The 21,538-nt window shown below is 58.5% G+C and carries 29 protein-coding genes; 6 read left to right on the forward strand and 23 right to left on the reverse strand.

The features are described 5' to 3' along the window. Nucleotides 1-38: 38 nt before the first annotated feature. The 18 genes from BM194_RS18340 to BM194_RS18425 all read right to left on the reverse strand — a co-directional run bounded on the left by BM194_RS18340 (nt 39) and on the right by BM194_RS18425 (nt 16,114). Nucleotides 39-257, reverse strand: a complete 219-nt coding sequence (locus BM194_RS18340; RefSeq protein WP_092849874.1) for a type II toxin-antitoxin system HicB family antitoxin — start codon at nt 255-257, stop codon at nt 39-41. Between the two features lie 257 nt (nt 258-514). Then, nucleotides 515-712 (reverse strand): type II toxin-antitoxin system RelE family toxin, encoded by a 198-nt coding sequence (locus tag BM194_RS18345; protein ID WP_092849877.1) that lies wholly within the window; start codon nt 710-712, stop codon nt 515-517. Between the two features lie 404 nt (nt 713-1,116). Continuing rightward, on the reverse strand, nt 1,117-3,903 hold the full coding sequence (locus BM194_RS18355; RefSeq protein ID WP_092849883.1) for a putative sodium/potassium/calcium exchanger: 2,787 nt from the start codon (nt 3,901-3,903) through the stop codon (nt 1,117-1,119). Beyond that, nucleotides 3,900-4,682 carry a M48 family metallopeptidase gene (locus tag BM194_RS18360; protein WP_092849885.1) on the reverse strand — a complete coding sequence of 261 codons (783 nt, stop codon included), beginning with the start codon at nt 4,680-4,682 and terminating at the stop codon, nt 3,900-3,902. The genes BM194_RS18355 and BM194_RS18360 overlap by 4 nt, the downstream gene beginning before the upstream one ends. 9 nt (nt 4,683-4,691) lie before the next feature. Then, complete coding sequence (locus BM194_RS18365; RefSeq protein WP_092849887.1) at nt 4,692-7,304, reverse strand: TraG/VirB4 family ATPase; 2,613 nt, start codon at nt 7,302-7,304, stop codon at nt 4,692-4,694. Nucleotide 7,305: 1 nt separating this feature from the next. Continuing rightward, nucleotides 7,306-7,803, reverse strand: a complete 498-nt coding sequence (locus tag BM194_RS18370; RefSeq protein WP_092849889.1) for a TraV family lipoprotein — start codon at nt 7,801-7,803, stop codon at nt 7,306-7,308. 4 nt (nt 7,804-7,807) lie between these two features. After that, nucleotides 7,808-9,295 carry a TraB/TrbI/VirB10 family type IV secretion system protein gene (locus tag BM194_RS18375; protein ID WP_092849892.1) on the reverse strand — a complete coding sequence of 496 codons (1,488 nt, stop codon included), beginning with the start codon at nt 9,293-9,295 and terminating at the stop codon, nt 7,808-7,810. Further along, nucleotides 9,288-9,980: a TraK domain-containing protein gene (locus tag BM194_RS18380; RefSeq protein ID WP_092849894.1), complete on the reverse strand. Its 693-nt coding sequence runs from the start codon at nt 9,978-9,980 to the stop codon at nt 9,288-9,290. Before BM194_RS18380 ends, BM194_RS18375 begins: the two co-directional genes overlap by 8 nt. After that, on the reverse strand, nt 9,977-10,534 hold the full coding sequence (locus tag BM194_RS18385; RefSeq protein WP_092849896.1) for a TraE/TraK family type IV conjugative transfer system protein: 558 nt from the start codon (nt 10,532-10,534) through the stop codon (nt 9,977-9,979). The genes BM194_RS18380 and BM194_RS18385 overlap by 4 nt, the downstream gene beginning before the upstream one ends. Continuing rightward, a complete protein-coding gene (gene traL, locus BM194_RS18390; protein ID WP_092849899.1) occupies nt 10,534-10,827 on the reverse strand; it encodes a type IV conjugative transfer system protein TraL in 294 nt (97 codons plus the stop codon). The genes BM194_RS18385 and traL overlap by 1 nt, the downstream gene beginning before the upstream one ends. Before the next feature lie 17 nt (nt 10,828-10,844). After that, nucleotides 10,845-11,216: a TrbC/VirB2 family protein gene (locus BM194_RS18395; protein WP_092849900.1), complete on the reverse strand. Its 372-nt coding sequence runs from the start codon at nt 11,214-11,216 to the stop codon at nt 10,845-10,847. Then, entirely contained in the window at nt 11,213-11,626 is a 414-nt protein-coding gene (locus BM194_RS18400) for a lytic transglycosylase domain-containing protein (RefSeq protein WP_177223466.1), read from the reverse strand. The genes BM194_RS18395 and BM194_RS18400 overlap by 4 nt, the downstream gene beginning before the upstream one ends. A gap of 10 nt (nt 11,627-11,636) precedes the next feature. Further along, the gene (locus BM194_RS18405; RefSeq protein ID WP_092849903.1) at nt 11,637-12,422 is read right to left on the reverse strand and encodes a hypothetical protein; all 786 of its coding nucleotides are present in this window, start codon (nt 12,420-12,422) and stop codon (nt 11,637-11,639) included. After that, a complete protein-coding gene (locus tag BM194_RS18410; protein WP_092849905.1) occupies nt 12,419-13,063 on the reverse strand; it encodes an OmpA family protein in 645 nt (214 codons plus the stop codon). Before BM194_RS18410 ends, BM194_RS18405 begins: the two co-directional genes overlap by 4 nt. Next, nucleotides 13,060-13,671 (reverse strand): thioredoxin domain-containing protein, encoded by a 612-nt coding sequence (locus BM194_RS18415; RefSeq protein ID WP_092849907.1) that lies wholly within the window; start codon nt 13,669-13,671, stop codon nt 13,060-13,062. Before BM194_RS18415 ends, BM194_RS18410 begins: the two co-directional genes overlap by 4 nt. After that, nucleotides 13,668-13,976, reverse strand: coding sequence for a hypothetical protein (locus tag BM194_RS18420; protein ID WP_092849909.1), 309 nt, complete (start codon nt 13,974-13,976; stop codon nt 13,668-13,670). The genes BM194_RS18415 and BM194_RS18420 overlap by 4 nt, the downstream gene beginning before the upstream one ends. 173 nt (nt 13,977-14,149) lie before the next feature. Further along, nucleotides 14,150-14,368, reverse strand: a complete 219-nt coding sequence (locus tag BM194_RS20515; protein WP_143097625.1) for a hypothetical protein — start codon at nt 14,366-14,368, stop codon at nt 14,150-14,152. A gap of 90 nt (nt 14,369-14,458) precedes the next feature. Further along, nucleotides 14,459-16,114: a DUF4942 domain-containing protein gene (locus BM194_RS18425; protein WP_092849911.1), complete on the reverse strand. Its 1,656-nt coding sequence runs from the start codon at nt 16,112-16,114 to the stop codon at nt 14,459-14,461. A gap of 167 nt (nt 16,115-16,281) precedes the next feature. Between BM194_RS18425 and BM194_RS18430 the strand changes: the two genes are divergently transcribed. Further along, nucleotides 16,282-16,590 carry a hypothetical protein gene (locus tag BM194_RS18430; RefSeq protein WP_092849914.1) on the forward strand — a complete coding sequence of 103 codons (309 nt, stop codon included), beginning with the start codon at nt 16,282-16,284 and terminating at the stop codon, nt 16,588-16,590. A gap of 13 nt (nt 16,591-16,603) precedes the next feature. Here the strand turns inward: BM194_RS18430 and BM194_RS18435 are convergent, their stop codons facing one another. From BM194_RS18435 to BM194_RS18450, 4 genes are all read right to left on the reverse strand, one after another. After that, the gene (locus BM194_RS18435; protein WP_092849916.1) at nt 16,604-16,831 is read right to left on the reverse strand and encodes a hypothetical protein; all 228 of its coding nucleotides are present in this window, start codon (nt 16,829-16,831) and stop codon (nt 16,604-16,606) included. Nucleotides 16,832-16,964: 133 nt separating this feature from the next. Then, nucleotides 16,965-17,342, reverse strand: coding sequence for a hypothetical protein (locus BM194_RS18440; RefSeq protein WP_092849918.1), 378 nt, complete (start codon nt 17,340-17,342; stop codon nt 16,965-16,967). Between the two features lie 7 nt (nt 17,343-17,349). Then, nucleotides 17,350-17,832, reverse strand: a complete 483-nt coding sequence (locus tag BM194_RS18445; RefSeq protein ID WP_092849920.1) for a PH domain-containing protein — start codon at nt 17,830-17,832, stop codon at nt 17,350-17,352. A 309-nt stretch (nt 17,833-18,141) separates the two neighbouring features. After that, nucleotides 18,142-18,363, reverse strand: coding sequence for a hypothetical protein (locus tag BM194_RS18450; RefSeq protein WP_092849923.1), 222 nt, complete (start codon nt 18,361-18,363; stop codon nt 18,142-18,144). Nucleotides 18,364-18,689: 326 nt separating this feature from the next. Here BM194_RS18450 and BM194_RS18455 point away from each other — a divergent pair, with 326 nt between their 5' ends. Together BM194_RS18455 and BM194_RS18460 are read left to right on the forward strand one after the other, a co-directional pair. Further along, a complete protein-coding gene (locus tag BM194_RS18455) occupies nt 18,690-19,112 on the forward strand; it encodes a hypothetical protein (RefSeq protein WP_092849925.1) in 423 nt (140 codons plus the stop codon). A gap of 50 nt (nt 19,113-19,162) precedes the next feature. Then, on the forward strand, nt 19,163-19,384 hold the full coding sequence (locus BM194_RS18460) for a hypothetical protein (protein WP_092849927.1): 222 nt from the start codon (nt 19,163-19,165) through the stop codon (nt 19,382-19,384). Nucleotides 19,385-19,500: 116 nt separating this feature from the next. Here BM194_RS18460 and BM194_RS18465 read toward each other — a convergent pair whose 3' ends face one another. Further along, nucleotides 19,501-19,956: a hypothetical protein gene (locus BM194_RS18465; protein WP_218155427.1), complete on the reverse strand. Its 456-nt coding sequence runs from the start codon at nt 19,954-19,956 to the stop codon at nt 19,501-19,503. Nucleotides 19,957-20,238: 282 nt separating this feature from the next. Between BM194_RS18465 and BM194_RS18470 the strand changes: the two genes are divergently transcribed. The 3 genes from BM194_RS18470 (at nt 20,239) to BM194_RS18480 (ending at nt 21,516) form a co-directional block, all read left to right on the forward strand. Then, nucleotides 20,239-20,568 (forward strand): DUF5983 family protein, encoded by a 330-nt coding sequence (locus BM194_RS18470; protein ID WP_092849929.1) that lies wholly within the window; start codon nt 20,239-20,241, stop codon nt 20,566-20,568. Between the two features lie 242 nt (nt 20,569-20,810). After that, nucleotides 20,811-21,176 (forward strand): hypothetical protein, encoded by a 366-nt coding sequence (locus BM194_RS18475; protein WP_092849931.1) that lies wholly within the window; start codon nt 20,811-20,813, stop codon nt 21,174-21,176. 121 nt (nt 21,177-21,297) lie between these two features. Next, nucleotides 21,298-21,516, forward strand: a complete 219-nt coding sequence (locus BM194_RS18480) for a hypothetical protein (RefSeq protein WP_092849933.1) — start codon at nt 21,298-21,300, stop codon at nt 21,514-21,516. Nucleotides 21,517-21,538 lie beyond the last annotated feature (22 nt).

Here is a 21,538-nt window from a genome sequence, read left to right on the forward strand (position 1 = left end):
GGAGGCCTGCCCTAGGCTCGCTTACTTCGAAGAAAGTGTTACAGTATTTCGGCTGGCGTTATTCTGCGGGGTAGGCTTACACTCAGGTACGTTCCATGCTCGGCCAGACTTTCCAAGTGGCCTTCGATGGTTTCACGAGCGTTGGCGATTGCCTCATCGAATGTGTCGCCGGCAGAGAAGCAGCCAGGCAGGTCGGGAACCGCCACGCTATAGGCGTGCTGATCGTCACCCAGTTCAATGGCAATGAGAAAGAGCATTTCGTTGCTCCTGTCTCGCCGCTGGCACCTGAGGCCAGCCTGCTTTCTGATGCCTTGGATCAAGCCCTTTTTCAGAACTTTCTTGGGGTGAGGCAGGAGAGTTGCCTCGCCATGTTCGAGTATGTATTCATGTGGCGCCTGGACGATGCTCGTTTGCCAGCCTGACCCCTACGCCCTGAAGTTATCGATCGCATTAGCATTAGGCGACAGTTGCATGATGGTTTTTTACCTTGGCCGATGCTTCCTCTGGGAGCGTATCAGCGGCGATAGCCAAGTCGAATGACCAGGACGCGCACTTCTTCTTCCTCGATGCTGGCAATGATTCGATAATCATTTACGCGGTAGCGCCATAGCTCACTGAACTGCCCGGTCAGCGGCTTAACCAACTGCCGAGGATCTTCCAATGGCTGTCTCCGGGATCGGAGATAATCACGGGTCCGCTTGGCGTGGCCCAATTACTGATTCTCGAAGAATCATCCTGGAATCGAGTTAGTGCCTGTCGAGAGGCGATCCAGCGCGGTCGGCTGCCGACAGCCACAGATCAAAGAAAAGGCATGAAAGAGCTATGGGATAGCATCCATCCCTCCAGTCAGGTTGCAATTCTTTCTGCTTTCGCTGTGTTTTTGCTGGGTTTGATAGTCTCGGCGATCCTAGCCTGGCTACGCCCTGAATCGTGGCAATGGGCTGTAGTCGTAGGCGGCTTTACTATTCAAATTGGGCTGTCTGTGCTGTCGCTAAGGATCAGTAAGCGTAGCCAGCGTAACTAACTAGTATAAAAGCATGTCTTATCTGTTTTCAGGCCTAGCAGGCCGGGAAGGGTACTGCCAGGTCCATGGCCGCTGAATTCACGACTGCATGCTTAACTGAATAGCTTGGGAACCCCTTTAACTTCCGCCTTGGCGCCACCTGGCTTGATGGTCCCTTTGTTTGCCTTCCCTTGGCCTGGCTGTTGACCTTGGACTGCTGGCGCTTCGCTGCTGGATGCCTTTCGGTCTTGGCGTCCTGCCGAGGCACCTCCACGCTTCTTCAGTCGGCGCTGTATCGGTGAGGTAGCTTCGGCATCATCCTGCCGCGCCACTGCCGCTTGGGGCTGCTCAGCGTTAGCTGACGCGGCATCAGCCATTACAGCGGAGGTTGCCTCAGGGTCAGCCTGCGTCCTGGTCTCTGCATACTCACCGGCTTGAGGTGATTCTTTAGGATCTTCCCCCAATAGCCATGTGCCATCTTCCGCGGCCGGCTGCGCGTCTAGGTGCGCATGCGTAGCTGGGTCAGGCAGACATCCTCCCTGACCAGGGACAGCAGCAGGATCTCTATGATCGTCGCCGACTTCGGGGCTCCAGTCATCCAGCTCGGCCGCTACATCACCTTGGGTACTGGCGCCAGCATCTGACGCCACCTGGCCACCCTCATCAGCAATGGTCTGGGGATCAGGCTGTTCTGCGATCGGTGCAACATCCCCACTGGCTGATTCGGGTTTGCTTATCGTCTTCTGTGCAACATCCCCACTGGTTGATTCTGGGGTCTCCTCGAGCAGCCAGGCCCCCTCTAATTGGCTGTCGCTCCCACTGCTGCCCTTGGCTGGTGTGTGGTTCTTCATCATGTCTTGCTCTTCCTGTGCAACGTTCCCACCGCTCTGCTTGGACTGGCGCGGGTCTACCTGTGCAATATCCCCACCTGCGTTCTGTGCAGTGTCCCCACCGACGCTAGCTGCATCCTCAAGCAGCCACTCGCCAGCTAAATCTGCCTCTTCGTCTGCTTTACCCTTGGCTGGCGCCTGCTGACTCTGAGCGTCTTTGCCATCCTGTGCAGCATCCCCACCGCTTAGCATGGGCTGGCGAGTATCTTCCTGTGCAACATCCCCACCTGCCATCTCGGAATCATCCAGTAGCCAGGCACCAGCTACGTCATTGTTCGCGTGTGAATCCGTGCTGGGCGTTGAAGCTGTAACAGCTGCGTTGGCGCTCTCCTGTGCAACATTCCCACCGGCTGTATCGGACTTGGCTTTCGCTTTCTGTGCAACATCCCCACTGGTCTTCGGTGCAGCATCCCCCTGCTCAATAAGCCAGGGGGGCTGCGTGGAATGGTCACTCGAAGTGGGTTTGTCGGGGCTGGTGCTGCCTTTCCCGCTAACCGCCTTCTCTGCCGGCGTCCGAGCACCTGCTGGCGCCGTCGCGAAGAGGCTGACATCGCACACCTCCGACGCTGGAATGCCCTTAGGCTGATGCATGCGATCCACCCGCTTGCCACTGTCTTTTGTTGGGGCAACGCCTGCGTTACTGCTGTGCTTGCCCTGGGGGCCGAGAACCGTCACCTCATAAGCCGTTTCGCGTGGGTAAAGCCCTTGGTGTTCTGCAGGCAGCTCCACTGCGATCATTCCTCTGAACTCGATAATGCCCGACCGAACACGCCACAGGGCCTGGTCAGCCGGCAGGCTCCAGGTCTTCGCCATCTCGCTCCCCTCAGGCACTCCCTCGATTTCAGTGATGAGCCAGCCGCGATCGGCCAGTGCCGCCAGTAGCACCTGCGTAAATTCGCCTGCCTGGCCGCGGGCTCTGAAGTCGCCACCAAACGCCGCGGCAACGTCTCCATCCAGCTTGGCAAGGGCTGTCTCCCGAATATGGTGTTCGGAGAGGTATAGGCGCTCGCCTACACGGAAGCCCGCTGCCTTGACGCGCTTGGCCAACCCTTTCACCTGATAGGGCACCTGGGGGACAACCCGCAAGAATGTCTCGATCGCAAGCTCTCGAACGTTCAGCGTCTCAAGAACCTTTCGTTTCTCGCCTCGTGTCGCGAGGCCATCGATTTCTCGCAGCTGCTGTAAGAGTGTGATGGCGCGACGCATCCCCTTGCTACACAGGCCCGGGAAAGCCACGGGCATCAGATTAGGAGAGTGCTCGTATTTGACTGCCAGCTTCAGAATGGAGCGTTCTTCTTCCGGCAGCTCCCACCATGCGGGGAATTTCGCTAACAGGCGACCGCTCTCCTTGTCGTGGTAGGCCAGGCGAACCCACTGTCCGTCTCGTTTCGCATGCGAAACAGTCTTGCCAATATCATGAGCAGCCGCGGCGAGGGGGAGGAGGGGATCGGCCCCTTTGTACTCGAAGGCCTCATCGATCACACCGAGATGATGCTCGAGGAGAGTCGTGCTGTGCCCATCACCGCAAAATGCTTCAGGGTGGGCCTGAAGATACCCGAGCAGCTGGTTGATTAGCGGCAAGTGGTGTGCCGGCACGTCGCCTGCCAGCTGAGCCTTGACTGGCTTATAGGCAACCGGATCAGGGCAGGGCATGTACGTAATCGAAAGATCCATTCCTCGGTATTCGCCACGCGCTTTTGCCCGCTGGCGCCGGGTTACCATTTCTACCCCCACCATGAGCAGGATGATCGCCGAGCCAGCGGCCATGCCACCCGCCAGCCATGGCCAAACAGCATAGGATCTCGCCAGGACGACCTCCGTGGCCGCGGATGCCGCATTCGCCGGGTTGATCTCTGTGTCCCCTTCAACCCAAAAGCCCGCTGCCTCGAGCCACGTCTGGAGCGTTTCCGGCCCCATGGAGTAGAAAGCCACCGCCGCGGCGAGGCTGTAGAAGACGGTCAAGGCAATGACGGATCTTAGGAGTGTCGAGCGATAACCCATCAGGCTCATGTCATACGCTCCAGGCGCTTGATACGCCGATAAGTCGGCGGATGTGTAGAGAAAAGGCCCCAGCTCGGCTCAAGGCCCGCAGAGAGTCTGCTGAGGAGCCGGCAGCCAGCCATGGGCGTGGTAACACGCGCCGCGTCACGATCGGCACGATATTCCATGAGGCGCCCCAAGTGGCGGTCCATGACTTTGAAAAGGCCAAGCGCCAGGCTAAGCCCGAAGCTCGCCACCGAGAAATACAGGCCGCTCAGCAGGCCAACCAGGGGGATAGGGCGAAGAATCGTATGGATCAGCCGCGCCAGCCAAAGCGCCACACGCATGATGCTGTGCTGAGTCCACCAGCAAAGGTTGGCAGACGCATCGCCACGGCGTAGATGTGATCTTTCGTGAGCCAGCAGCCAATGAAGCTCATCAGCGGGCAGGTTGAGAGCAGCCCGGGAAACGATCACTACGCCGCCCGTAGGGCTCGGCATTGCATAAGCCTGAAGAGCATGGGTCTCGTAAACCCAAACATGATCTGCAATCTCACGAGCCCCGGGGAATAGCCGGCCGATACGATAGCTGGCTGGCGCCAGCCGCATCCCTAGCCAGGCGAGGGCAGTCAGGACGCCACCTGCGAAGAAAGTGCCCTGGGCCAGCAGAGTGACCGTCATCGGCTCACCAGGGGGACGCATGAACTCCATTGGCACGCCAATAAAGACCACGACCGGCAACACCACCATTACGGTGAAGCCAAGCCCCCCGGCGAGACAGGCCGACACGGCGGACAGGAGCGCCAGCATCGTATAGGCCTACCCTTGCCCCTCGGCCAGCATGCGAATGGCCTCCTGGGTGCTGTGGCCCGCCTCGGTGAGCTTCATCAGGCGAGCCTGATCCTTCGGGTTGGTCGAATACAGGAAGTAGGAGTATTTATCGACCACGAAGCGGAAGAGGCCACCCCCGCTCTCATGCTTGACGAAGACCTCGGAGTAGCCGGCACCGGGTTTCACCCCGCGCAGCATGTCGAACAGGAACTCGTCCTCACCGCCCAGCTTTCCGTTTTTCTGTGCGTAGTCCAGCGAAGGGCCTGACTGCTTGAGCACAAACGTCCAGGGTGCATTGTCGAAGGCAGCCTGAGCGGCCGGCGACAAGTCGGTATCCTTGAAGCCCTGAGTGATGAAGCCGGCACTGCCGTAATACTTACGGATGCGTCGGAAGGCAGTTTCGATGAACTTGCCGCTTTTGGGGTCCGCGAGCAGATCCCAAGCTTCATCGATCAGCATCATCTTCGGGATGTTTCGCGGTCGCAGATACATATCCCGGGTTGTCCGCGCCATGAGGAGCGTCATGACCACGTTGCGCAACTCACGGTCGACGTTCAGCTCTTCAAGCTCGAGGATGGTGAACTCGTTTGAGAGATCCAGCTGAGGCTCGCCGTTGAACCATGTCGCGTGGCGACCCACCGCATACGGCTCCAGCTGCAAGGCAATGTTCTTGGCCACTGGATCGCTGTCTGCCCGAGCTGCGAGCCACTGATAGACATGCTTGGTTTCCATGACCTCGCCATGTGTATCGTGCGCCTCGAGGATGCCCTTTTCGATCAGCTGGTACTCGTAGTTGTCGGGCTCGCCTAGGGGGAACGCCATCTGAGAAATGGCATCCTTGAGGACCGGGATCATTTCTGCGATCTCGCTGCCACCTTCGTCATCGTCGTACCGCTGCTTGCCCTTGATCCCCCAGAAGGGGTTGAGCGAGACCGGATGATTGGGGTCGAAGCGCAATTCCTGACCGCCCAGCAGCTCGCAAAGTTCTTTATAGGAGCCCCCCACGTCGATGATTCGGACAACGCCATCCCGACAGCGCATATCGGTAACAAACTCGTTGGCGAGGAATGACTTACCCGCGCCGGAGGTCGCGATCACCGAAAAATTGTAGGAGGTGGCCGAATCGAAGATGTCGATGCATGACATCTGGCCGCGGCGTGAAACCAGCAAGAGTCCATTGGCGTAGAGGTAGGGGTTACCCTGAGGGTCTTTGCGCACGACAGGCCCGTTGCCGCCCCAGTCGCCCTGGCAGATCGAGGCGCAGGCGCCGTTCAGGCTAGAGACCATCTGTGCCCGCTGAAGGCCTGAGGTTGGCTTGTCCATGCGCGGGTTATAGCCCCACGGCAGGGACGACAACCAGATTGGCAGCGAGATATAGCGTTCCCGCGAGGCCCTGAAGCCCGCCTTCCGCCACAGCGAGGATACATAGTCTGCATCCGAGGCCGCTCTCTCAGGCTCAGTAATGATGTTGATACCCGTCCACATGCGTACCGGGCAGTAGTTCGAGCGGGTATCGTTGAGCAGCTGCTGGGTGTCTCGGCGCCGTGTGAAGAGGTGGGGCATCATCCCCTTGTACCACTCCGAATCACTCATGCACTGTTTGGAGATCATGCCCATCCGCATTGTGATGTCATCACGAGCCTTTTCGGTGTTCGGCTTATAGATGGTGGTGTACATCCAGTAGGCCGGCGCGATGCGATCGGTCGCAGACTTCAGCTCCCCGAGCATGTCGCCAGTCATGTAGAGGCGCAGATAGTCGGGGTAGGTGTCGATGGTCAGGGGGACGACATCCACCTCACGCTCGTTGTCACTGAACTGGACCGCCCCCGAGGATTTCACGCGAATGCGTGTCCGCTTGTCGAAGATGGAATCAACGAAGGGACCGCCTTCCTCTTCCAGGCGCTGAAGCTCACCCGGCACCATCTGAGGATTGGCTATGCGACGCAGCACACGGCGCGTACCCAATTCGTTCATGAGAGCAGGGGACAGGCCCATGGAGCTGAACGTTCCCATGACAGACTGGCGGAATTCATCGCACATGTGACGCCATGAGCGGATCTCCTCAGCATGCTCTGGGTCGCCGCCAAAGGTCATGGTGAAGAAAGCGAAGTAATGCACCTCGCGGGGATACAAGCGTTCGTTGGGCAGTAGGCTCTTGTTATTGGCCGCAGCGTCGAGCATGTGCTGGCTTCGGCGTTCAACCAGCTCCTTGAGCATGGGATCTTTGCAGTAACGCAGCCGTCGAGCCTGCCATGTGTTGATCCGATCCTCGATGGCCGGCGAGCTATGAGCAACGAACTGGATAACGGTGTCTGCTGGCGCCCGCGTGATCAGTGACTCGATCTGCTCCTCAATGTCCTTGCCAGCAACCATCAGGGGCGCAAACTGGAGACCAAAGCCCAGTTGAGGGTGCTTCCCGTCATCACGGACGCAGTAATTATCTTCGTAGTCGATATAGGGAAGAAGGCTCGCCGGATCATCCCGCTCAGTCAGCGCCTCGGCTGCCTGGAGGGGGAGTGCGCGATCGCCATAATCGGGAGCGCCCTGCTGAATCATGCGGCGCATCTTGTGCCGCATACGAGTCATCGCAGTGATCTGCATATCAATTCTCCGGGACGATCTGCATTTGCGGCTGGATGCGATACGGGTTCACGCTGGCGCCTGGCGCTCGCGGGGCGATGTGCTGAACCCCAGGGGCAGGGCCGATCATGCCGGCGCCGACGCCTTGTTCGCGCAGCTGGCCATATCGCCATGCATCGGGCAGGGTCACATACAGGTACTCGCCCGATCGCAGGATGCCGTCATTGCCACGCCACGGGGCGACCCAGATGCGCACGGGCTTGCCAGGCTGGTAGACAGGCTGATCGGTGAGGCCACCACCGCTATAGGGACGCCATTGCTCAATCTTTTCTTCCTCCGCATCCGCGGCATCATCATGGCCATCCATCACCGATTCGGACGAGCCACCATTCGCAACCGCGGCCTCATAGACCTCACCCGTACCGACGCACTCAGTCCCCAGCTCACAGTCATGACGTACCGTGGCACAGCCCCCGAGGAACAGGAGAGCAGTCAAGGGGATCAACAGCTTCAAACTCATAGGATTAGCCCTCGCTCGGCATCTTCTCGGCCAGCTCGTAGGCTTCCCACTCGAGCTTCTGGCCTTCCTGGATAACAACGGTGCCGCGGCGGCCTGAGGGAACCTCGATCACCGGGAACATGGATTCAGCTTCTTCGATGTAGCGCTCTGCCAGGATTTCCATGGCGCGGCCGGCACCACCGTACATGCCAACCTCAGCGACACTATCCGGGTCGATAGTGGTCACAACGCCGCTGCCCGTAACGGCCGACTCAGCACCTTGCGCCGCCGTAGCAGCGATACTGCTGGCGCCTTCGGCAAAACCGGCAAGCATGGCCTTGCCCAGTAGGGCGCCAGCCCGACGCTCAACCTTGCCGCGCAGCCCCAGACGACCATCTGAGTCCACGATGTAGCCATTGATCGGCGACTCGAGCATCATCCCTGTCCGTGTATCGACGCAGGAAATACGGGTGACATTGATATGCGCTCGTTCGCTGGAGAGGTCACCGTAACCCCCGCCCATGCCAAAGCAGTCGGCGAGGCGATACCGCGCACTACCCGGCAGGAAAGCATCGTTTTGGATACGGAAGAGAACCGGCTGAGGATTGTTCCGGGTACGCTCGGCTGCGCCAAAGTCGGCGCCGGTCAGCATGGCCACTTCGGAGAACGACCCCATCGGCAGGAATCCCGCTTTCGGTGGTCCCAGATCCTCTTCATCATCGTCCTGCTGGGCCTCGTCGTTGCGTAGGATGCGAGCGCTAGGCTCTCCACTGGAGCCATTGAGCACGATCGGATCAGCCGGTCCCTCATCCTTCTGATACTGAGGAAGCCGTGAAGGCATGGCGCCGCCCTGTGTCGACGCTTGTTGCCTCGGGGGCAGACCAGCACGGCCAGAGTCACTGTCACGACGCGCCACAGGGGGTGGGGGCACCACACCAGGATCATCGCCTCGCGGCGGACGTAGATAGTCGGCTGGCGAACGGTTGGCGCTAGTGTTGCCATTTGAAGATGTACCGATGTGAACGGCGCTGGAGTTATCTTCACCGCTGGCAATATCCGCGAGACGCGCTCGCAGCTGTTCCATGGTCGTCCGAGTCTCTTCGCGCTCCGATTCCATACCAGCTTGCATTTCCTCGAGCTGGGCCTGAAGGCGAGCATCCCTCTGTGCTTGGCTCTCACGCTGCTCAGCTATTTCCTCGTGAGCCTCCCGCAACTGTTGCTGTAGGCGCGAGATAGTGACTTCCTCGCCGTGTCGGGTATCCGGCGTGGTATCCATGAATTCCGGGGGTGGTGGCGCTTTGTCATTGCTGCTGTCACGGGCGCTGATGGCGTTACTGGCAACAAGCCAGATCACGACACAGGCACCACCTCCGTACAAAAGCCACTTCCGTCCCTGCGCACGCTCCAGCAGGCTCTGTGAGACGATCTTGGACTTGGCTTTGGCCTTGGCCACCGTGGAATTCTTGTCCTGGCCAGACTCACCCGGCTGCTGCGTGTTCTGATCTTCAGCCACGATCAACCTCCACGACGATCATTCGGGGCTGCTGGCGCTCGCTGACCGTATCCCCTTCCAAGGAAATGGCAACGACCCCATCGCGGTAGAAATCGCGAGGCTCAACCTCGAGCGAGGTGTCTGAGGACAGCCGGTAGATGTTCACGACATGGCCGGAACCGCGGTACTGGTTTTCCGCCGTGAGCCTGAGCGTGCCACCATTGGGCATCTCGAGTCGGGCGCTGGGCGGGGCGCCAGCAAGCTCAAAGCCACTGGGGCGTGCCCCCTGGAACGCCGCCAGGATAGTGTCTGCAATCCAACGATCCTTGGGCCGGCTCTCCCTCTCGGGCGGCTCGGACAGATCAGGAGCATTGCGATACCGGAAAACCTGGGCATCGATACCGCTTTCCGGTTCCAGCTTCACCGTGAAAGCCTCGCCGCTTTGTAACTGGACAAAAACCGAGAACGGCTCTGCCTCGTCAGCAGGACGGATCAGAAGACCACGCTTACCATCAGTCGGCACCGGGTTGTCTCGCAGCTCTGCCTCGGGGGGAATGACAATCGTGGAGTACGGCTCTGGGAATACCAGCCGGTTATACGCATCGGTGGATACAACCACCTCCTGGACATCATCGCTGGCGCTGGCGAATGTGGCGACGGCAAGCGCCGCCGCCATGACCAGCCCCTGCATCTTGGGCTTGTTCATTTGTCCTCCAAAGAGAAACCAGCGACATACGGAACGCCGCCGCTGAAGGAATAGCGGACACGGTAGGAAACAGATTCGTCCTCGATCTGTTCGGTGCCATGCCAGGCCCGCAAGCGCCCGTAGACCCGCACCGTGTCGTCAAGGGCTTCGGTTCCTTCAACGAACAGAGCCTGGGTGCGCTCGGATTTCTCCAGGTCTGGGATTCGAGCCTGAAGATCATTGCCAACCTTGGCATAGAGGGCCGGCGTCATCCGGTTCTGGAAGCGTGCGTACTGCTTCTGCACGTTCCGAGGGGTCCAGTTGCTGTGCAACTGGGCATCTGCGATCGCTATCTCCGTGAGGTAGCTTGCATCGGTGTAGTCAGCGCTGGCGCCCACCTCGACCGGCCCATCCATCAGGTGCAGATCGTAGGGCACCAGCCGGGTTGGCATGTTGGCACTGAGCTGGACATAGCTCTGCAGGAGGTAGATCAGCAACCCTGCCAGGAGCAAGGTGCAGAACATCCAGCCCCTGGCAGCGATCCACTGATTACGCAATGCATTGAGGTATTTCATCAGCGGATGTACTCCAATCGCATTGGGCGCGGTGCGTATTTGCCGAGCAGCGGATCTAGCTTCAGCCCCATTCGCCACAGGACATGCTGTACCTGTCCCCGCTTCTGGCCGGCACGCATCTTCTTGGCCATCATCATGAGGAAGATCCCCGCAAATAGGCCCGGGATGAAAAACCGCATGATGATGCCAACGCCGATCACCATGATGGCGACAAACACCTCGGTCATCTCCCAGGCGAAGATGGGGATAGGTGCATCAACATCCTGCGGTATCCGATAGGACTCGTTTGACATGACCCGCTACTCCTATCTCAGGTGCCTGAGAACCAGCTGAAGATTTCCTTGATCATGAACGGGCCAACCGCAAAGGCGCCTGCGATCCCCAGTCCAAGGAAAGCAGGGGCAGCTGATTGACGGCCAAGGCCCACCAGGCAGCCGATGATCAGCGCCAGGATGGAAATACCGATACCGAAGGGGCCATGCGCCAGCTCTTCAACCTTGTCGGCGAAGTCTGCAAAGTCATCCTGTGCCCACGCGGGCATCGCCACGAACGCAGTCGTGGCCACGAGCAGCGATCGCTCAGCGGCACGCTGCTTGTTCATGCGGAGGCCTTCGCGGAGCTGGGCAAACTTTCCAGACTTGGCCGCCGTCTGGGTGTCACGGATGTCTACGGAAGTAGTCATTGGTACTGATCTCCTAGTATCGAGAGGACTTCGTTTGCATATTGCTGGCCAACCGGACTATCCGGTGACCCAGCGTTGTAAGCGGCCAATGCCGCCTCCCACTCGCCGTAGCGCGTGATGTTGTCGTAGAGAATCCACGTCCCTACAGCGATGTTCGTACACTCGTTTTCCAGCAATTCACGCTCGGTAATCCCCCATTGCTGGAGGTGATTCCGGTTGGTTTGCGGATCGAGCCACCATGTATTGACTTGCATCGCGCCCAGGTCGTAGGTGCCGTTCTTGTTCGGCCCTATGCGCCCCACAGACTGCCCTCGGCTGCCGCTCTCTTGCTGGCGGACGGCAGCGACGATCTCGATGGGCACTTGGTAGTAATCAGCGATCTCGATGGCACAATCAGGTAGGGCAATCACTGACCACCTCCTAGCGCTGTTCTTCAGCCACGGTTGAGTCTTCCTGCTCCCCAGCGCCAGCCTCTTCGCTGGCTTCTTCCGTGGCGTCCTTGGTCTCAGGCTTGGCCACATCAAACGGCGTCAACATCCGTTCAGCGACCATGGCGGTGGGGCTGACGCGATCCATCACCAGGCCAACCTCCAAGCTCTCCTCGAAGCCGCCTTCTGCCCCTGGCTTGGGGATCTTTCGCAACAGCCCGGTAACCCGACCCTCAACATGCAACGCGGTGCCGGCTTCGTACTCGACCAGTCGATCTACGACGCGCCCGAAAGCAGACATGGCCACCACGCCGGTATGCTGGAAAGAGCGGCCCAAGTCAGGTCGATCAGGGCCGATCTGGAGATACGCTGTGGACGGTGGGCCTTCCCTCTCAGGGGTTTTCACTCCCCTCAGCAAGCCAATCGCAATGAAGCGATTAAAAAGATGCTTCTCGATGTTGCCTTCGACCATCTGCGCGGCTGGCTGGATATTGTTGGCCACCAGCTCAGCGCTCAGGTGCTGCTCGCCAGAGAATTGGGAGCGACGGACAATGCCGCCCACATGGCCGAAAATCTCGATGTACGAGTCAACATCCAGCTTGGCGGCGCGATCGGAGAGGTGGCTCGGAATTCGGACGATGATCTGGTTTACCGACTGGATCAGCGCATCCGTACTGCGCTTGTTCTTACCAACCTTCAGAACCATCAGCCCTGAACGACCGCGCTCCTTAGGGGCCTCTTTACGGAGAATCTGGGCATGGGCGATAAAGACGTTCATTGGTCTGCCTCCAGGTAATAAATCTCGGCGCGACGGTTAGCCGCCCGCGCAACATCAGTCGTGCCGTCAATCAGCTTGGGGTAGGTGCCATGCCCTTCCGTCAGGAAGCGGGCATCTGGCCAGGCCTGGCGTAGCCGGTTTGCGATCGCATCAGCACGGCGCTGTGAAAGAGGAACGTTGTAGGACTCGGGGCCAATGTGATCAGTGAAGCCGACGACGAGCACACGACCAGACAAGTCTTCCCCTTCCAGGAAGGAATCCAGTTCCTGCTGCGAGCTGGGCGTCAGCGCTATGGAGTCGAACTCGAAGTGAAAACGTGCCAGCGGCACTGACTTCATGGCGTCCTTGTGGTCATCCGGCATCGAGGCATAGTGCTGCTGCCAATACGCCTCGTCGTAGACGGTGCCGCCTTGAACGTAGCGATCGAGCCCCTTGCCAGCGCCGTAGTACCAATTGGTGGTGCGAGTCGCGTAGACCCCTTGACGCTCATACCCGGGAATCACCACATGCCGGCTCGTCAGCGTGTTGTACGAATCAGGCAGTGTGAATGTGCGAGCGGGCTCTTGGGCCGGGGGGTGGGCTGCGCAGCCAGCGAGAGCGGCCGTCAGTGCGACAGCCAACACGGGGTTTCGCAGGGTCATTGAAGGTTCTCCAGGTACTTGATTACCGCCTCGGCCTTCTCGGCAACATCTCCCGACAAGCTCAACAGCTTCACCTCGGAGCGAGACACAGCGACAAAGGCGGGGTACTCACGTAGGCCAGCGCGACCGGCAAGCCTCACGGCACGTTCTATCGCCTCGACGGAGCTGCGATCGCTAATATGGTCGTCGGCAAACTCGTTCCATCGCACTTGGGGAACATGCAGCTGGAGGTGCGCCAGCACATCGTCATAGTCCTTGAGGGGGACGCCGGTTTCGCCGGCCGCGAGAAAGGCCTTACGGACCTCGTTGGCGACGCCAGGAATGGTGCGAGATGCGTAGAAGGCGCGTTCGCGCCATGCCCGTTCTAAGCCGGTATGAGAGGGCAGGGGGGCATATCGGTATTCCAGGCCCGCCGCTTCGACGGCTGCCTGTATGGAAGGGTGGTGCTTGTCCATCGCCTGGCAATGCGGGCAATCAAAGCTGGCAAACTCGACCAGGGCCACAGGGCGGTCATCTGCGGCCGATGCGCCAGCAACGAGGCCAAAGGTGGCCACGGTGACGCCAAGGATGTTTCGGAAAGGACGTAGCAGACGGGCGGGGGAGATCATTGCTCACGCTCCCCGGACAATACACCTGACTCATCGCCTTGTTGGCTTTCGATCCAGGCGTCCTCGTGCAGCAAGCGCCACACGGTAAAGCGGCAAGCGTAGTCGGCTGAGTTGAAAGCCTCGTGAACCGACTCCTGCTGTTCATTAAACGTCAGCTGCGTCAGTGAAGTGGCCACATTGCCCACCCACAGTACCGGCTGACAGGTACGCTCGATTCGAGCTTCAGAATCGGTCGCCAGAACAATCCATGCAACCCAAACCAATATGGCCACGCCAATAAGCGTGCTGCCTCGCATCGCCATCATCTCAATTCCGCCTCCCAGCGGTGCTCTCTCATAGGTGCCCTTGAGGGGCCTCGCTGGTAGATAGGGCAGCCACTGACACTTAACCGGGAGATACTGAGATTTTTTTTCGAGAATTACGTCGCTCCCGCAGAGCAAGGCTCAGGAGGGAGGGAGTAAGGCTATTGGGAAGCGGGTCAGAACAGGGAGAGCTGGGGTTCTTTCGGTTGTGGCGAGGGGGAGGCGCCGGCATGTTCATCAGCGGCTGTCGGGTAATCACCAGAGGCATCGTCAGCGCCAGCGAGCCACGCCATATCTTCTAACGACCAGGGGCGATAGGGAGAGGGCTGATAGTTGCCCAGGGTCAGGCGAAGCTCGTGCGAGCGCTGGTAAGCCTCTTGGTATGCTCGATCCATTGTCGTTCCGGTGTCGCGTGGTCGGCAGGGATGCTATCGCACTTACCGAGGCTGGCGCGATCGCAGCGACCGCGCCAGCGTCATGAGCCATCAGGTGGGCTTATTGGCAACCAGGATCGTCACGCTCACGCTGGTGCCGGCAAACTCGCCCTGATAGATGGCAGGCCATGACGTTTCCCATCCCGGCAGGAGATCCTTGCCGCGCATAGAGCTAGGGAGTATGGCCACCAGGCGACCGCCAGGGGTGACACAACCCGCCGCGGCTTCAAGATGATGCTGGGCACGCCCCTGGCTGAACGGCGGATTCATGACGACTTTCGAGAAGCTACGGCCCGTATTTGCCCAGTCCAGAAAATCGGCCTGATGGCAACGATACCCTTTCGCGGCCAGCACCTTGCAATGCAAGTCCGCCAGCTCGACGCAAGTGGTCTGATCCTTGGGGAGCATGTCAGCGATGTGACCCTGGCCAGCACTGGGCTCCAGCACTGTATCCTGGTCGTTGACCTCGGCCAATTCTACGACCTCACGCGCCAGGCGTTCCGGGGTGGGGTAATACTGGTGGCTCTTGTGGTCGGGGATACAGCCACTGGCAACAATCTCATCAAGGATCGGCTTGGTGTGGTAATCGAACTCAAACCACGACGCTGCGCCGTTTTCACTGAATACCTTAACCCCACCGATAGCCTTGAGAACCTGCTCTGCCTCTGCCAGCGCTGTCTTGTCCTTCGCGCCATAGTCGAACTCAATTGCCCAAGGATTTTCTGTCTTCGGTGCCCTTGTCTCGAGATGACGGAGGTGGCTGGGGCAACGGGTCGGCACACTGCGCATGGAGCCGAGCAGATCAACCACCGCAAACGGGAGCGGGCGCTCCATCAGCACGAAGTCTTTAGGCTTACGCTTCGGTGGGGTACGGAACTCAGACGGAATCGCAGCCGGGTACAAATGCGCCAGCACTTGATTGAGGCGGAAGGCGATGTCGGGATGCACTTCAAGATGTGCCGTGCCCTTCTTAAAGACCTTCAGGTACAAGGCACCGCCATCAACCATCATGCGCTGGCCGGGGGTGCGCCGAGCGATGTCTATTAGGCGACTGGTAGCCTGCCAGTTGGGCTCATCCCGGCCCATGAACTTTGCGATGACAGAGCGAAGGTCATTGATATGGCCCGCCTGATCATGATTTACCGTCTCATAGGAGGTGATGACGTAGTTGAGGATCATCCGCTTGTAGAAACCCTCGGGGCGATTGGTGACGTGCTCACGGCTCAGGGCGCGGAATATGCCGTCGACGCGCTCAGCAAAGAACGTCCCCCGCATCATCAGCAGCTCGGTCAGCGTTGCTCTGACAGTCTCCTCGGTGAAGTCTGGGGTTTTCATCTCCCGTATCTGCTCCCACCACTCGCTACGGCGCTTCTGCGGCATGAAGTCCAGCACATCGGTCATTTTCAATGCCTGATCCCAGTATTCCGCGTTCAGCGCTGCGATCGCGCCTTCTTCGATAAAGATGTTCTCCGCAGACAATGAGGAGTACCGCGAGTTGTCATGCTTGCGGTTGCCCTCGATGAAGTAGTTGACCACACCCTTACGGTCACCATCGAACAGTGCCGCTACCTCTTCAACGCGCCTACGCATGGCGTTGTAGCGACCAACCAGGCCGTCGACCATATCTGTCGAGGCTGGGGCAAAGAATTCGCCCATGTCTCCGAGGTATTCACTGCTGGCGTGGCTGTCGATGGCTTCGTGAATCATGGTGCCGCTCCCTATTGGTGATCATTGGCAAGCGAGGTGGCGGGTATCCTGCGCCCTGACTAGATGACGATGACCGGCTGCCTTCGCTATGATGTAAACACTTTAACCCGACCCATCTATTTACAGCAAGCAAAAAGTGTTCAATGCACACATTTGAGGGAGAGAACATGCCAGCAGATGACATAAACCCAAAGCAGATTTACGCTGCTCTGGCGCGGCTAAGGATGAATGGACGGGCGTGTGATGGCGCTATCGACGTTCTGACTAAGGTGTGCGATACATACGCTGCGGCTGCCCAGAAACATGGCGTCACCAGGGCGGCCGTTTCTCAAGCCGCCAAGCGGATTCTGGCTGAAGTAGAGCGGGAGTTCGTGGAGGTCGAGGTGAGGCTACCCAAGGATAAGCTGCTGGCGCTAGAGGAATGGCTGGTGGGCCAGGGTGGGGCGATGCTAACCAGCAGCGTCACAGGGCGGTAGAACGTGACAGCGCTTATCGCGATCGCTGAGAGGCTTTCATTTGTTCAGCGCAGTCCATGATCTCTCCGGCGTTGAAATACATTTCCTTCGCTGACGTTCCGAGGTAGCCGATTGGCTTGGGTGGCATCACGCCTTTTATCGGTGCCTCGTTGCGAACCGCCTCCTTCAGCTCGCTGACGGCGACGTTGAGTAGCCTCGCCGCATTCGTTACCCCTATACGGGTCGAACGGAAATCCGACATTGCACACTCCGTTAAGACAAACGCCTCCAGGGAAAGGCTGGGATTCCAGGAGGCAAGGGAAACACGGATAGGATCGGCGGGCGGGCAATCCGGCCCGCCGAGTATCATTCACGATGGTGGGGGGAATTACCGCTTATGGCAAATCGCGCTGAGGCGGGGTGCTCCCATCTATGAGGGGCGCATACTGGCTGAGGGTCTTCATCAACTGTTCAGGTATCTCGAGGCAAGTACGAAGCTCGCACCGAGCATGAATCAATAGCGCCAGCTTCGGTGTCCACTCAGGCAACCCGAGATGCCCGATGTACTCCTCGGCTACCGGGCCAGCCAGAAACTCAGCCGCCGAAAATTGATACTTGAGGTTGTTGCTCTTCAGGTCATCTATCGCTTTCAAAAATACCTGAGTGAGGAGCTGACGGTGGGGCAGCAACTCCTGAGCCTGGTGGCAATCGGTCGAAATGATGTTCTGGCCAGGGATCAATACGCTGGCAAGATCGGCAGTAGACAAGTCCATGATCTAACTACTCCTCCACTGTGCCAGCCGTGGGGCTTTGAAGCTGATGATTGATTGAAGCCATGACCTTCAACGGGCTAGCCACGCGATCGAAGCGAGCTTCGCTAGTGCCGGTGCCTGCCGCCGACATCTCTACCGTTCCGTAACCCAGCAAGCGCCCCAGGATCGACTGGTTCACCTCGGTGGAACGAATGTGATGGATGAACAGCGGCGTTACGCGCCTGGCGATGATGCCGTGCCGCTCTATCACGCGATCGGGAGCGACGGTGTACTCATGAGCAAGGCGTTGATAAGCGACGTTGAGCAACCCCCAGACAGCCAAACCCATCCCTGCCCAGGAGAGAATGTTGGTTAGCTGAACGGGCGCTGTAGCGCCAGCGAGGGTGAACGGGGCATGTGGTGCGAAGTGCAACGCTGTCCCCAATGGAACGAGCAACCAGTGGCCCAACAGGGCTCGATGACTGACTCGGAAGGTGGTCTTGCTTGTCATGGGCTTCAACTCCCGGCTGCTGCCACCTCCGCTTCTCGCAGCCGGTGGCTCAATTGTGATTCTGCCGTTTCAACGTGGAAAAGCTCGATGCTGTCATCCGGCCAGCGGATTAGGACGAACCCATCACGCAGCAGGTGGGTAAGAGGGGTAGGGCCAGAGATGACAGGTAGCGAGGGGCCTTCGAGTACATGGAGTTCCCAGCGACCGGCTGTGCGGTCGTGTAACAGAACCGCATTGTCAGCGCCTCCCGGCCATTCCAGGTCACAGTCGCGCTGAAGACGCCTTACAAGCTGTCTGGCCTGACGCGAGTTACGAAGCCCGCTCATAGGCCACCTCCAGCCCCCACACTTTCTTAACGGCGCACTCAATCTCTTGGCGCACCCGCTCCATCGTGAGTAACCGCGCCCCCTCCTCGTCGATGATCAGTGTCAGTTTTCCGTTGCCTTCGCGCATGGTCGCCCGGTCTACGACAAGCCGTGAGAGGAGCGAAAGCTCGTCCTGCGCGCTCTGGATTAGGGTATCTGAGTCCATATTACCAGCCTTAACTATACTAGACGACAATTTTTAGTACGACTTTTTGATACGAAAAACTGATGCCGCGTAAGCGCGTATGGAGCCAAGCGCTTGCGGTAATTTTGGTTTGCGCAGAGGATACTGTGTCTGGGATTGCTTCGTAGTGTTTTAAATAGAAATCGTCGTATAGTATACTTTTTATATTGGGAAGCCAGTCTGCCTGAGATCATCAAAACAAGGGTACAAAGGGGAACAAAATGACTTTCACGCGCTCAATCAAGGCTCTGGCTGCTACCTCAATCCTGCTTATGGCGACTGGCTGTGCAGCGCCGCAAGGATCTGCCATGTTGCGAAACTCAGCAGTAAGCGCGATCACTGGCGTTGCCGATATGCTGGGTGGGCGCGACTCGGATAGCGCGAGCGCAGCCGGTGCCGACTCAGCCAGTCAAATGCAAGGTGTCCAGGGTATGGTTAATGGCGGCAAGGCCGGTATGAGTGGTGCCGCTTACGGTGCTGCTGGCGCGGCAGCGCTGGGTCTGGCTGACAAGGGGATGCGTAGCGCTTTCACCGCGTTGCAGGGTGAATCTGAGGTGGGTTTCGAGGACGTTGCCAACATGAAACAGAACATCGCCAAGAGCGATCCCTATGTCGATGGTGAAGGCCGTACCTGCATTGATTACCACATCACTGTCACTGGTGGCCCCGAAGACAGTGAACAGAACGTCACTACCTGCCAGAATGCCGGTGGCGACTGGGAACGAATCTGATCCGATACGCGGCCACTCAGGTAGTGGCCGCTTAGCTTTAGGAGGTCAACATGGCTGACGACAATCTCAATACCTCACGGTTCGACAAGTCCGTGCTGGACATGACCAGGCTGGAAGCCTTCACCATGACAGCCATGCACGCCATTCTGCTTGGTGAGGGAGGGGGTAAGCTCACGCCCGAAGAAGTCGGTGAGAGCGCCGCAGCTTTTGCCGAGGCTTCCCTTTCCGCGGCCTCTGAAACGCTCGATGACCAGGACACTGTGCCGAGATAAAGAAATGCCAGTCCCCAGCACGCGATCGGGCAGCAACCTCAATGGTGTGCTGCCCGATTTCATTGGTGCCGCTCAATTGTTACGCATGCGAAACAGCGTCAGCCCAACCGGCGTCGTTAGCGCTGCGAATCAAGCCACTCGTTGGTGAGCTGGATCTGATGCTGGAAAGGATAGTTCGGCGGTGAATTAGGCTCGAACACTTCCTCAGCCACAGCAGCTTCAAGATGGCGATGTGCTTTCTCGTAACCCGGCACATGGAGCCTCTTTATCATTTGTAAAATTTCCTCCCGGTCCTCGAACCGATCTTGAGAAACCATCTCCAGCAAGTGCATAAGGCCATCAGCAGAGGAAAAGAATTCTAGATCGAGATCCTTCACTGAGCTTTTCGACCGGGCGTATTCGAGCCGACCATCATACTGGCACCCATCGGCTCGCGGTGAAGCAGGCCGATGATGTACAAGGCGCAGCCCGTACTCCTTCTCTGCTTCACCATGCTGGAAGAGCCATTCAACCCAGCCGTCTTTCGCCGATTTGATCGGCCCGCCACACACGTCACACGTCCACTCTGACACAGCATTTCCCCTTTCAGTTTATTAGCAGCCTGCCGATCAAGAGTGCCATAACTCGCTTGACCAAACAGCCCTACCGGATTGATCCGGTAGGGCAAATGTTCCGCATGCGAAACAACCCAGTAGGTATGCGCGCTGGTATGTGACCCCCCTTCCCCTATCTCTAATGGACGCCGGTATTTCGGGCTGTCTCTGGCAACCAATATCAGCGTTTTATGCTGGAATAGTCCTATATATAGGACTATAATAGAGGCACGTTTAAAGCTCTGAGAGAGAGGCAAACCAATGGCTCACCCGCTGTCTGCCGCCAAGACCAACCAGGCTGAAAGCATGATCGTCCTGACCACTGGCCATCTTCCCCAGGAGGAGGTGGAAACGGTGGAAACGCTACTCGCCAGGTGCGAGATCAATGGCGCGAATGCGCACCGCGAATGGTTCGTCATTTCAGCGGGATATGCCGAAGAAGGGTCCGAATACGATCCGCTAGCCAAGGTTTCCAGCGATGTACCTGTGCTGAATGGCTTGGCCAGTGAGGCGCGTAAGGCAGGCATTCGCTGGCTCATGTTTGACGCCGACGTATCTCCTACCGATGGACTGCCTTTCTACGACTGGTAAGCCAATCGCTGGCGGTGATAGAGCCGCCAGCGCATTTCATAAATTAGCGAGCATTCCAATGCCAACCTGTCAGCATCAACCGATCAGCCTTTCAACGATCCCCACACTCGCTCAGCGTGGGCCGCAGCATCCTCTTTATCCTCGTCAAGACTGGCTGCTCGAATATGAGAACGGGGATACCAACCTTCCTTATTGGGATTGGGTTGCAGAGGTCCGTGAACAGGCTTTGCGGAGTTTCCAGAATGCTTGCAAGTGAGCCGAATCAGGCTTCGCTTGAGAAACGGCTCTCCTGCTCGGATCAGGTCAGAGCAATTCTGTTTAGTCTGTCACGCGAGCGTATAGGAAGCGTGAAAGGCGATGCCTTGGAGCGGGTTTCGCTGGGGGTTAATGAAACGGAATGGGAGCCCCTTTCTCTCTCGGAACTACTAGACGCGATCGACCGCCAGCCACAGGCGACGCTGAAGCTCACCACGGTCAATCACCGATCGGCCTGGCTGACCCTCGTTCCAGGCCGTTCCCATGTCGTTGCCGCCATCCAGGCCACCGATAACGACTTGCTTCTCACCACGCTAAGCATCGTGGAAACCTGTAACGGACACGATGGATAGCGTTTCCAGGCATTTCCACCAGGCATATCCCTGCCGCTTAGCCTGCTTGGAAAGGGGCGAGTGCTGCCAAGGCAGCGGCGGCAACAATCAATGAGACAATCCACCACAGAAGGAAACGAGCATGGCTATGACCGCGAGTGAAGCACGTAACGACCTTAGCGAGAACACCCTGTTTGACCACCTCGAGCCGGAAGCACAGCAACAAGCGATCGACCAACTGATGAAAGGGGAAAGCTGGGACGTGGTTGCCCAGCGGGTCAATGGCTGGGTTGCTGAGGCTGACTGGGAAACCCGGAACGAAGCCAAGGAAGCCATGAGCAATGCTCGGGATTACGAGTAAGCTGCTGACGCAGTAGGCTCAC

This window comes from Modicisalibacter xianhensis (assembly GCF_900113605.1).
Lineage (GTDB): Bacteria > Pseudomonadota > Gammaproteobacteria > Pseudomonadales > Halomonadaceae > Modicisalibacter > Modicisalibacter xianhensis.

What these genes read in the sequence shown, in the direction of transcription:
- BM194_RS18385 (WP_092849896.1), bottom strand. Translation starts at nt 10,534, where the DNA reads ATGAAATACCTCAATGCATTGCGTAATCAGTGGATCGCTGCCAGGGGC.
- BM194_RS18420 (WP_092849909.1), bottom strand. Translation starts at nt 13,976, where the DNA reads ATGATGGCGATGCGAGGCAGCACGCTTATTGGCGTGGCCATATTGGTT.
- BM194_RS20515 (WP_143097625.1), bottom strand. Translation starts at nt 14,368, where the DNA reads ATGGATCGAGCATACCAAGAGGCTTACCAGCGCTCGCACGAGCTTCGC.
- BM194_RS18470 (WP_092849929.1), top strand. Translation starts at nt 20,239, where the DNA reads ATGGCTCACCCGCTGTCTGCCGCCAAGACCAACCAGGCTGAAAGCATG.
- BM194_RS18365 (WP_092849887.1), bottom strand. Translation starts at nt 7,304, where the DNA reads ATGCAGATCACTGCGATGACTCGTATGCGGCACAAGATGCGCCGCATG.
- BM194_RS18445 (WP_092849920.1), bottom strand. Translation starts at nt 17,832, where the DNA reads ATGACAAGCAAGACCACCTTCCGAGTCAGTCATCGAGCCCTGTTGGGC.
- BM194_RS18455 (WP_092849925.1), top strand. Translation starts at nt 18,690, where the DNA reads ATGTTGCGAAACTCAGCAGTAAGCGCGATCACTGGCGTTGCCGATATG.
- BM194_RS18415 (WP_092849907.1), bottom strand. Translation starts at nt 13,671, where the DNA reads ATGATCTCCCCCGCCCGTCTGCTACGTCCTTTCCGAAACATCCTTGGC.
- BM194_RS18405 (WP_092849903.1), bottom strand. Translation starts at nt 12,422, where the DNA reads ATGAACGTCTTTATCGCCCATGCCCAGATTCTCCGTAAAGAGGCCCCT.
- BM194_RS18340 (WP_092849874.1), bottom strand. Translation starts at nt 257, where the DNA reads ATGCTCTTTCTCATTGCCATTGAACTGGGTGACGATCAGCACGCCTAT.
- BM194_RS18425 (WP_092849911.1), bottom strand. Translation starts at nt 16,114, where the DNA reads ATGATTCACGAAGCCATCGACAGCCACGCCAGCAGTGAATACCTCGGA.
- BM194_RS18395 (WP_092849900.1), bottom strand. Translation starts at nt 11,216, where the DNA reads ATGACTACTTCCGTAGACATCCGTGACACCCAGACGGCGGCCAAGTCT.
- traL (WP_092849899.1), bottom strand. Translation starts at nt 10,827, where the DNA reads ATGTCAAACGAGTCCTATCGGATACCGCAGGATGTTGATGCACCTATC.
- BM194_RS18410 (WP_092849905.1), bottom strand. Translation starts at nt 13,063, where the DNA reads ATGACCCTGCGAAACCCCGTGTTGGCTGTCGCACTGACGGCCGCTCTC.
- BM194_RS18440 (WP_092849918.1), bottom strand. Translation starts at nt 17,342, where the DNA reads ATGGACTTGTCTACTGCCGATCTTGCCAGCGTATTGATCCCTGGCCAG.
- BM194_RS18370 (WP_092849889.1), bottom strand. Translation starts at nt 7,803, where the DNA reads ATGAGTTTGAAGCTGTTGATCCCCTTGACTGCTCTCCTGTTCCTCGGG.
- BM194_RS18460 (WP_092849927.1), top strand. Translation starts at nt 19,163, where the DNA reads ATGGCTGACGACAATCTCAATACCTCACGGTTCGACAAGTCCGTGCTG.
- BM194_RS18475 (WP_092849931.1), top strand. Translation starts at nt 20,811, where the DNA reads ATGCTTGCAAGTGAGCCGAATCAGGCTTCGCTTGAGAAACGGCTCTCC.
- BM194_RS18360 (WP_092849885.1), bottom strand. Translation starts at nt 4,682, where the DNA reads ATGCTGGCGCTCCTGTCCGCCGTGTCGGCCTGTCTCGCCGGGGGGCTT.
- BM194_RS18435 (WP_092849916.1), bottom strand. Translation starts at nt 16,831, where the DNA reads ATGTCGGATTTCCGTTCGACCCGTATAGGGGTAACGAATGCGGCGAGG.
- BM194_RS18355 (WP_092849883.1), bottom strand. Translation starts at nt 3,903, where the DNA reads ATGAGCCTGATGGGTTATCGCTCGACACTCCTAAGATCCGTCATTGCC.
- BM194_RS18430 (WP_092849914.1), top strand. Translation starts at nt 16,282, where the DNA reads ATGCCAGCAGATGACATAAACCCAAAGCAGATTTACGCTGCTCTGGCG.
- BM194_RS18450 (WP_092849923.1), bottom strand. Translation starts at nt 18,363, where the DNA reads ATGGACTCAGATACCCTAATCCAGAGCGCGCAGGACGAGCTTTCGCTC.
- BM194_RS18480 (WP_092849933.1), top strand. Translation starts at nt 21,298, where the DNA reads ATGGCTATGACCGCGAGTGAAGCACGTAACGACCTTAGCGAGAACACC.
- BM194_RS18380 (WP_092849894.1), bottom strand. Translation starts at nt 9,980, where the DNA reads ATGAACAAGCCCAAGATGCAGGGGCTGGTCATGGCGGCGGCGCTTGCC.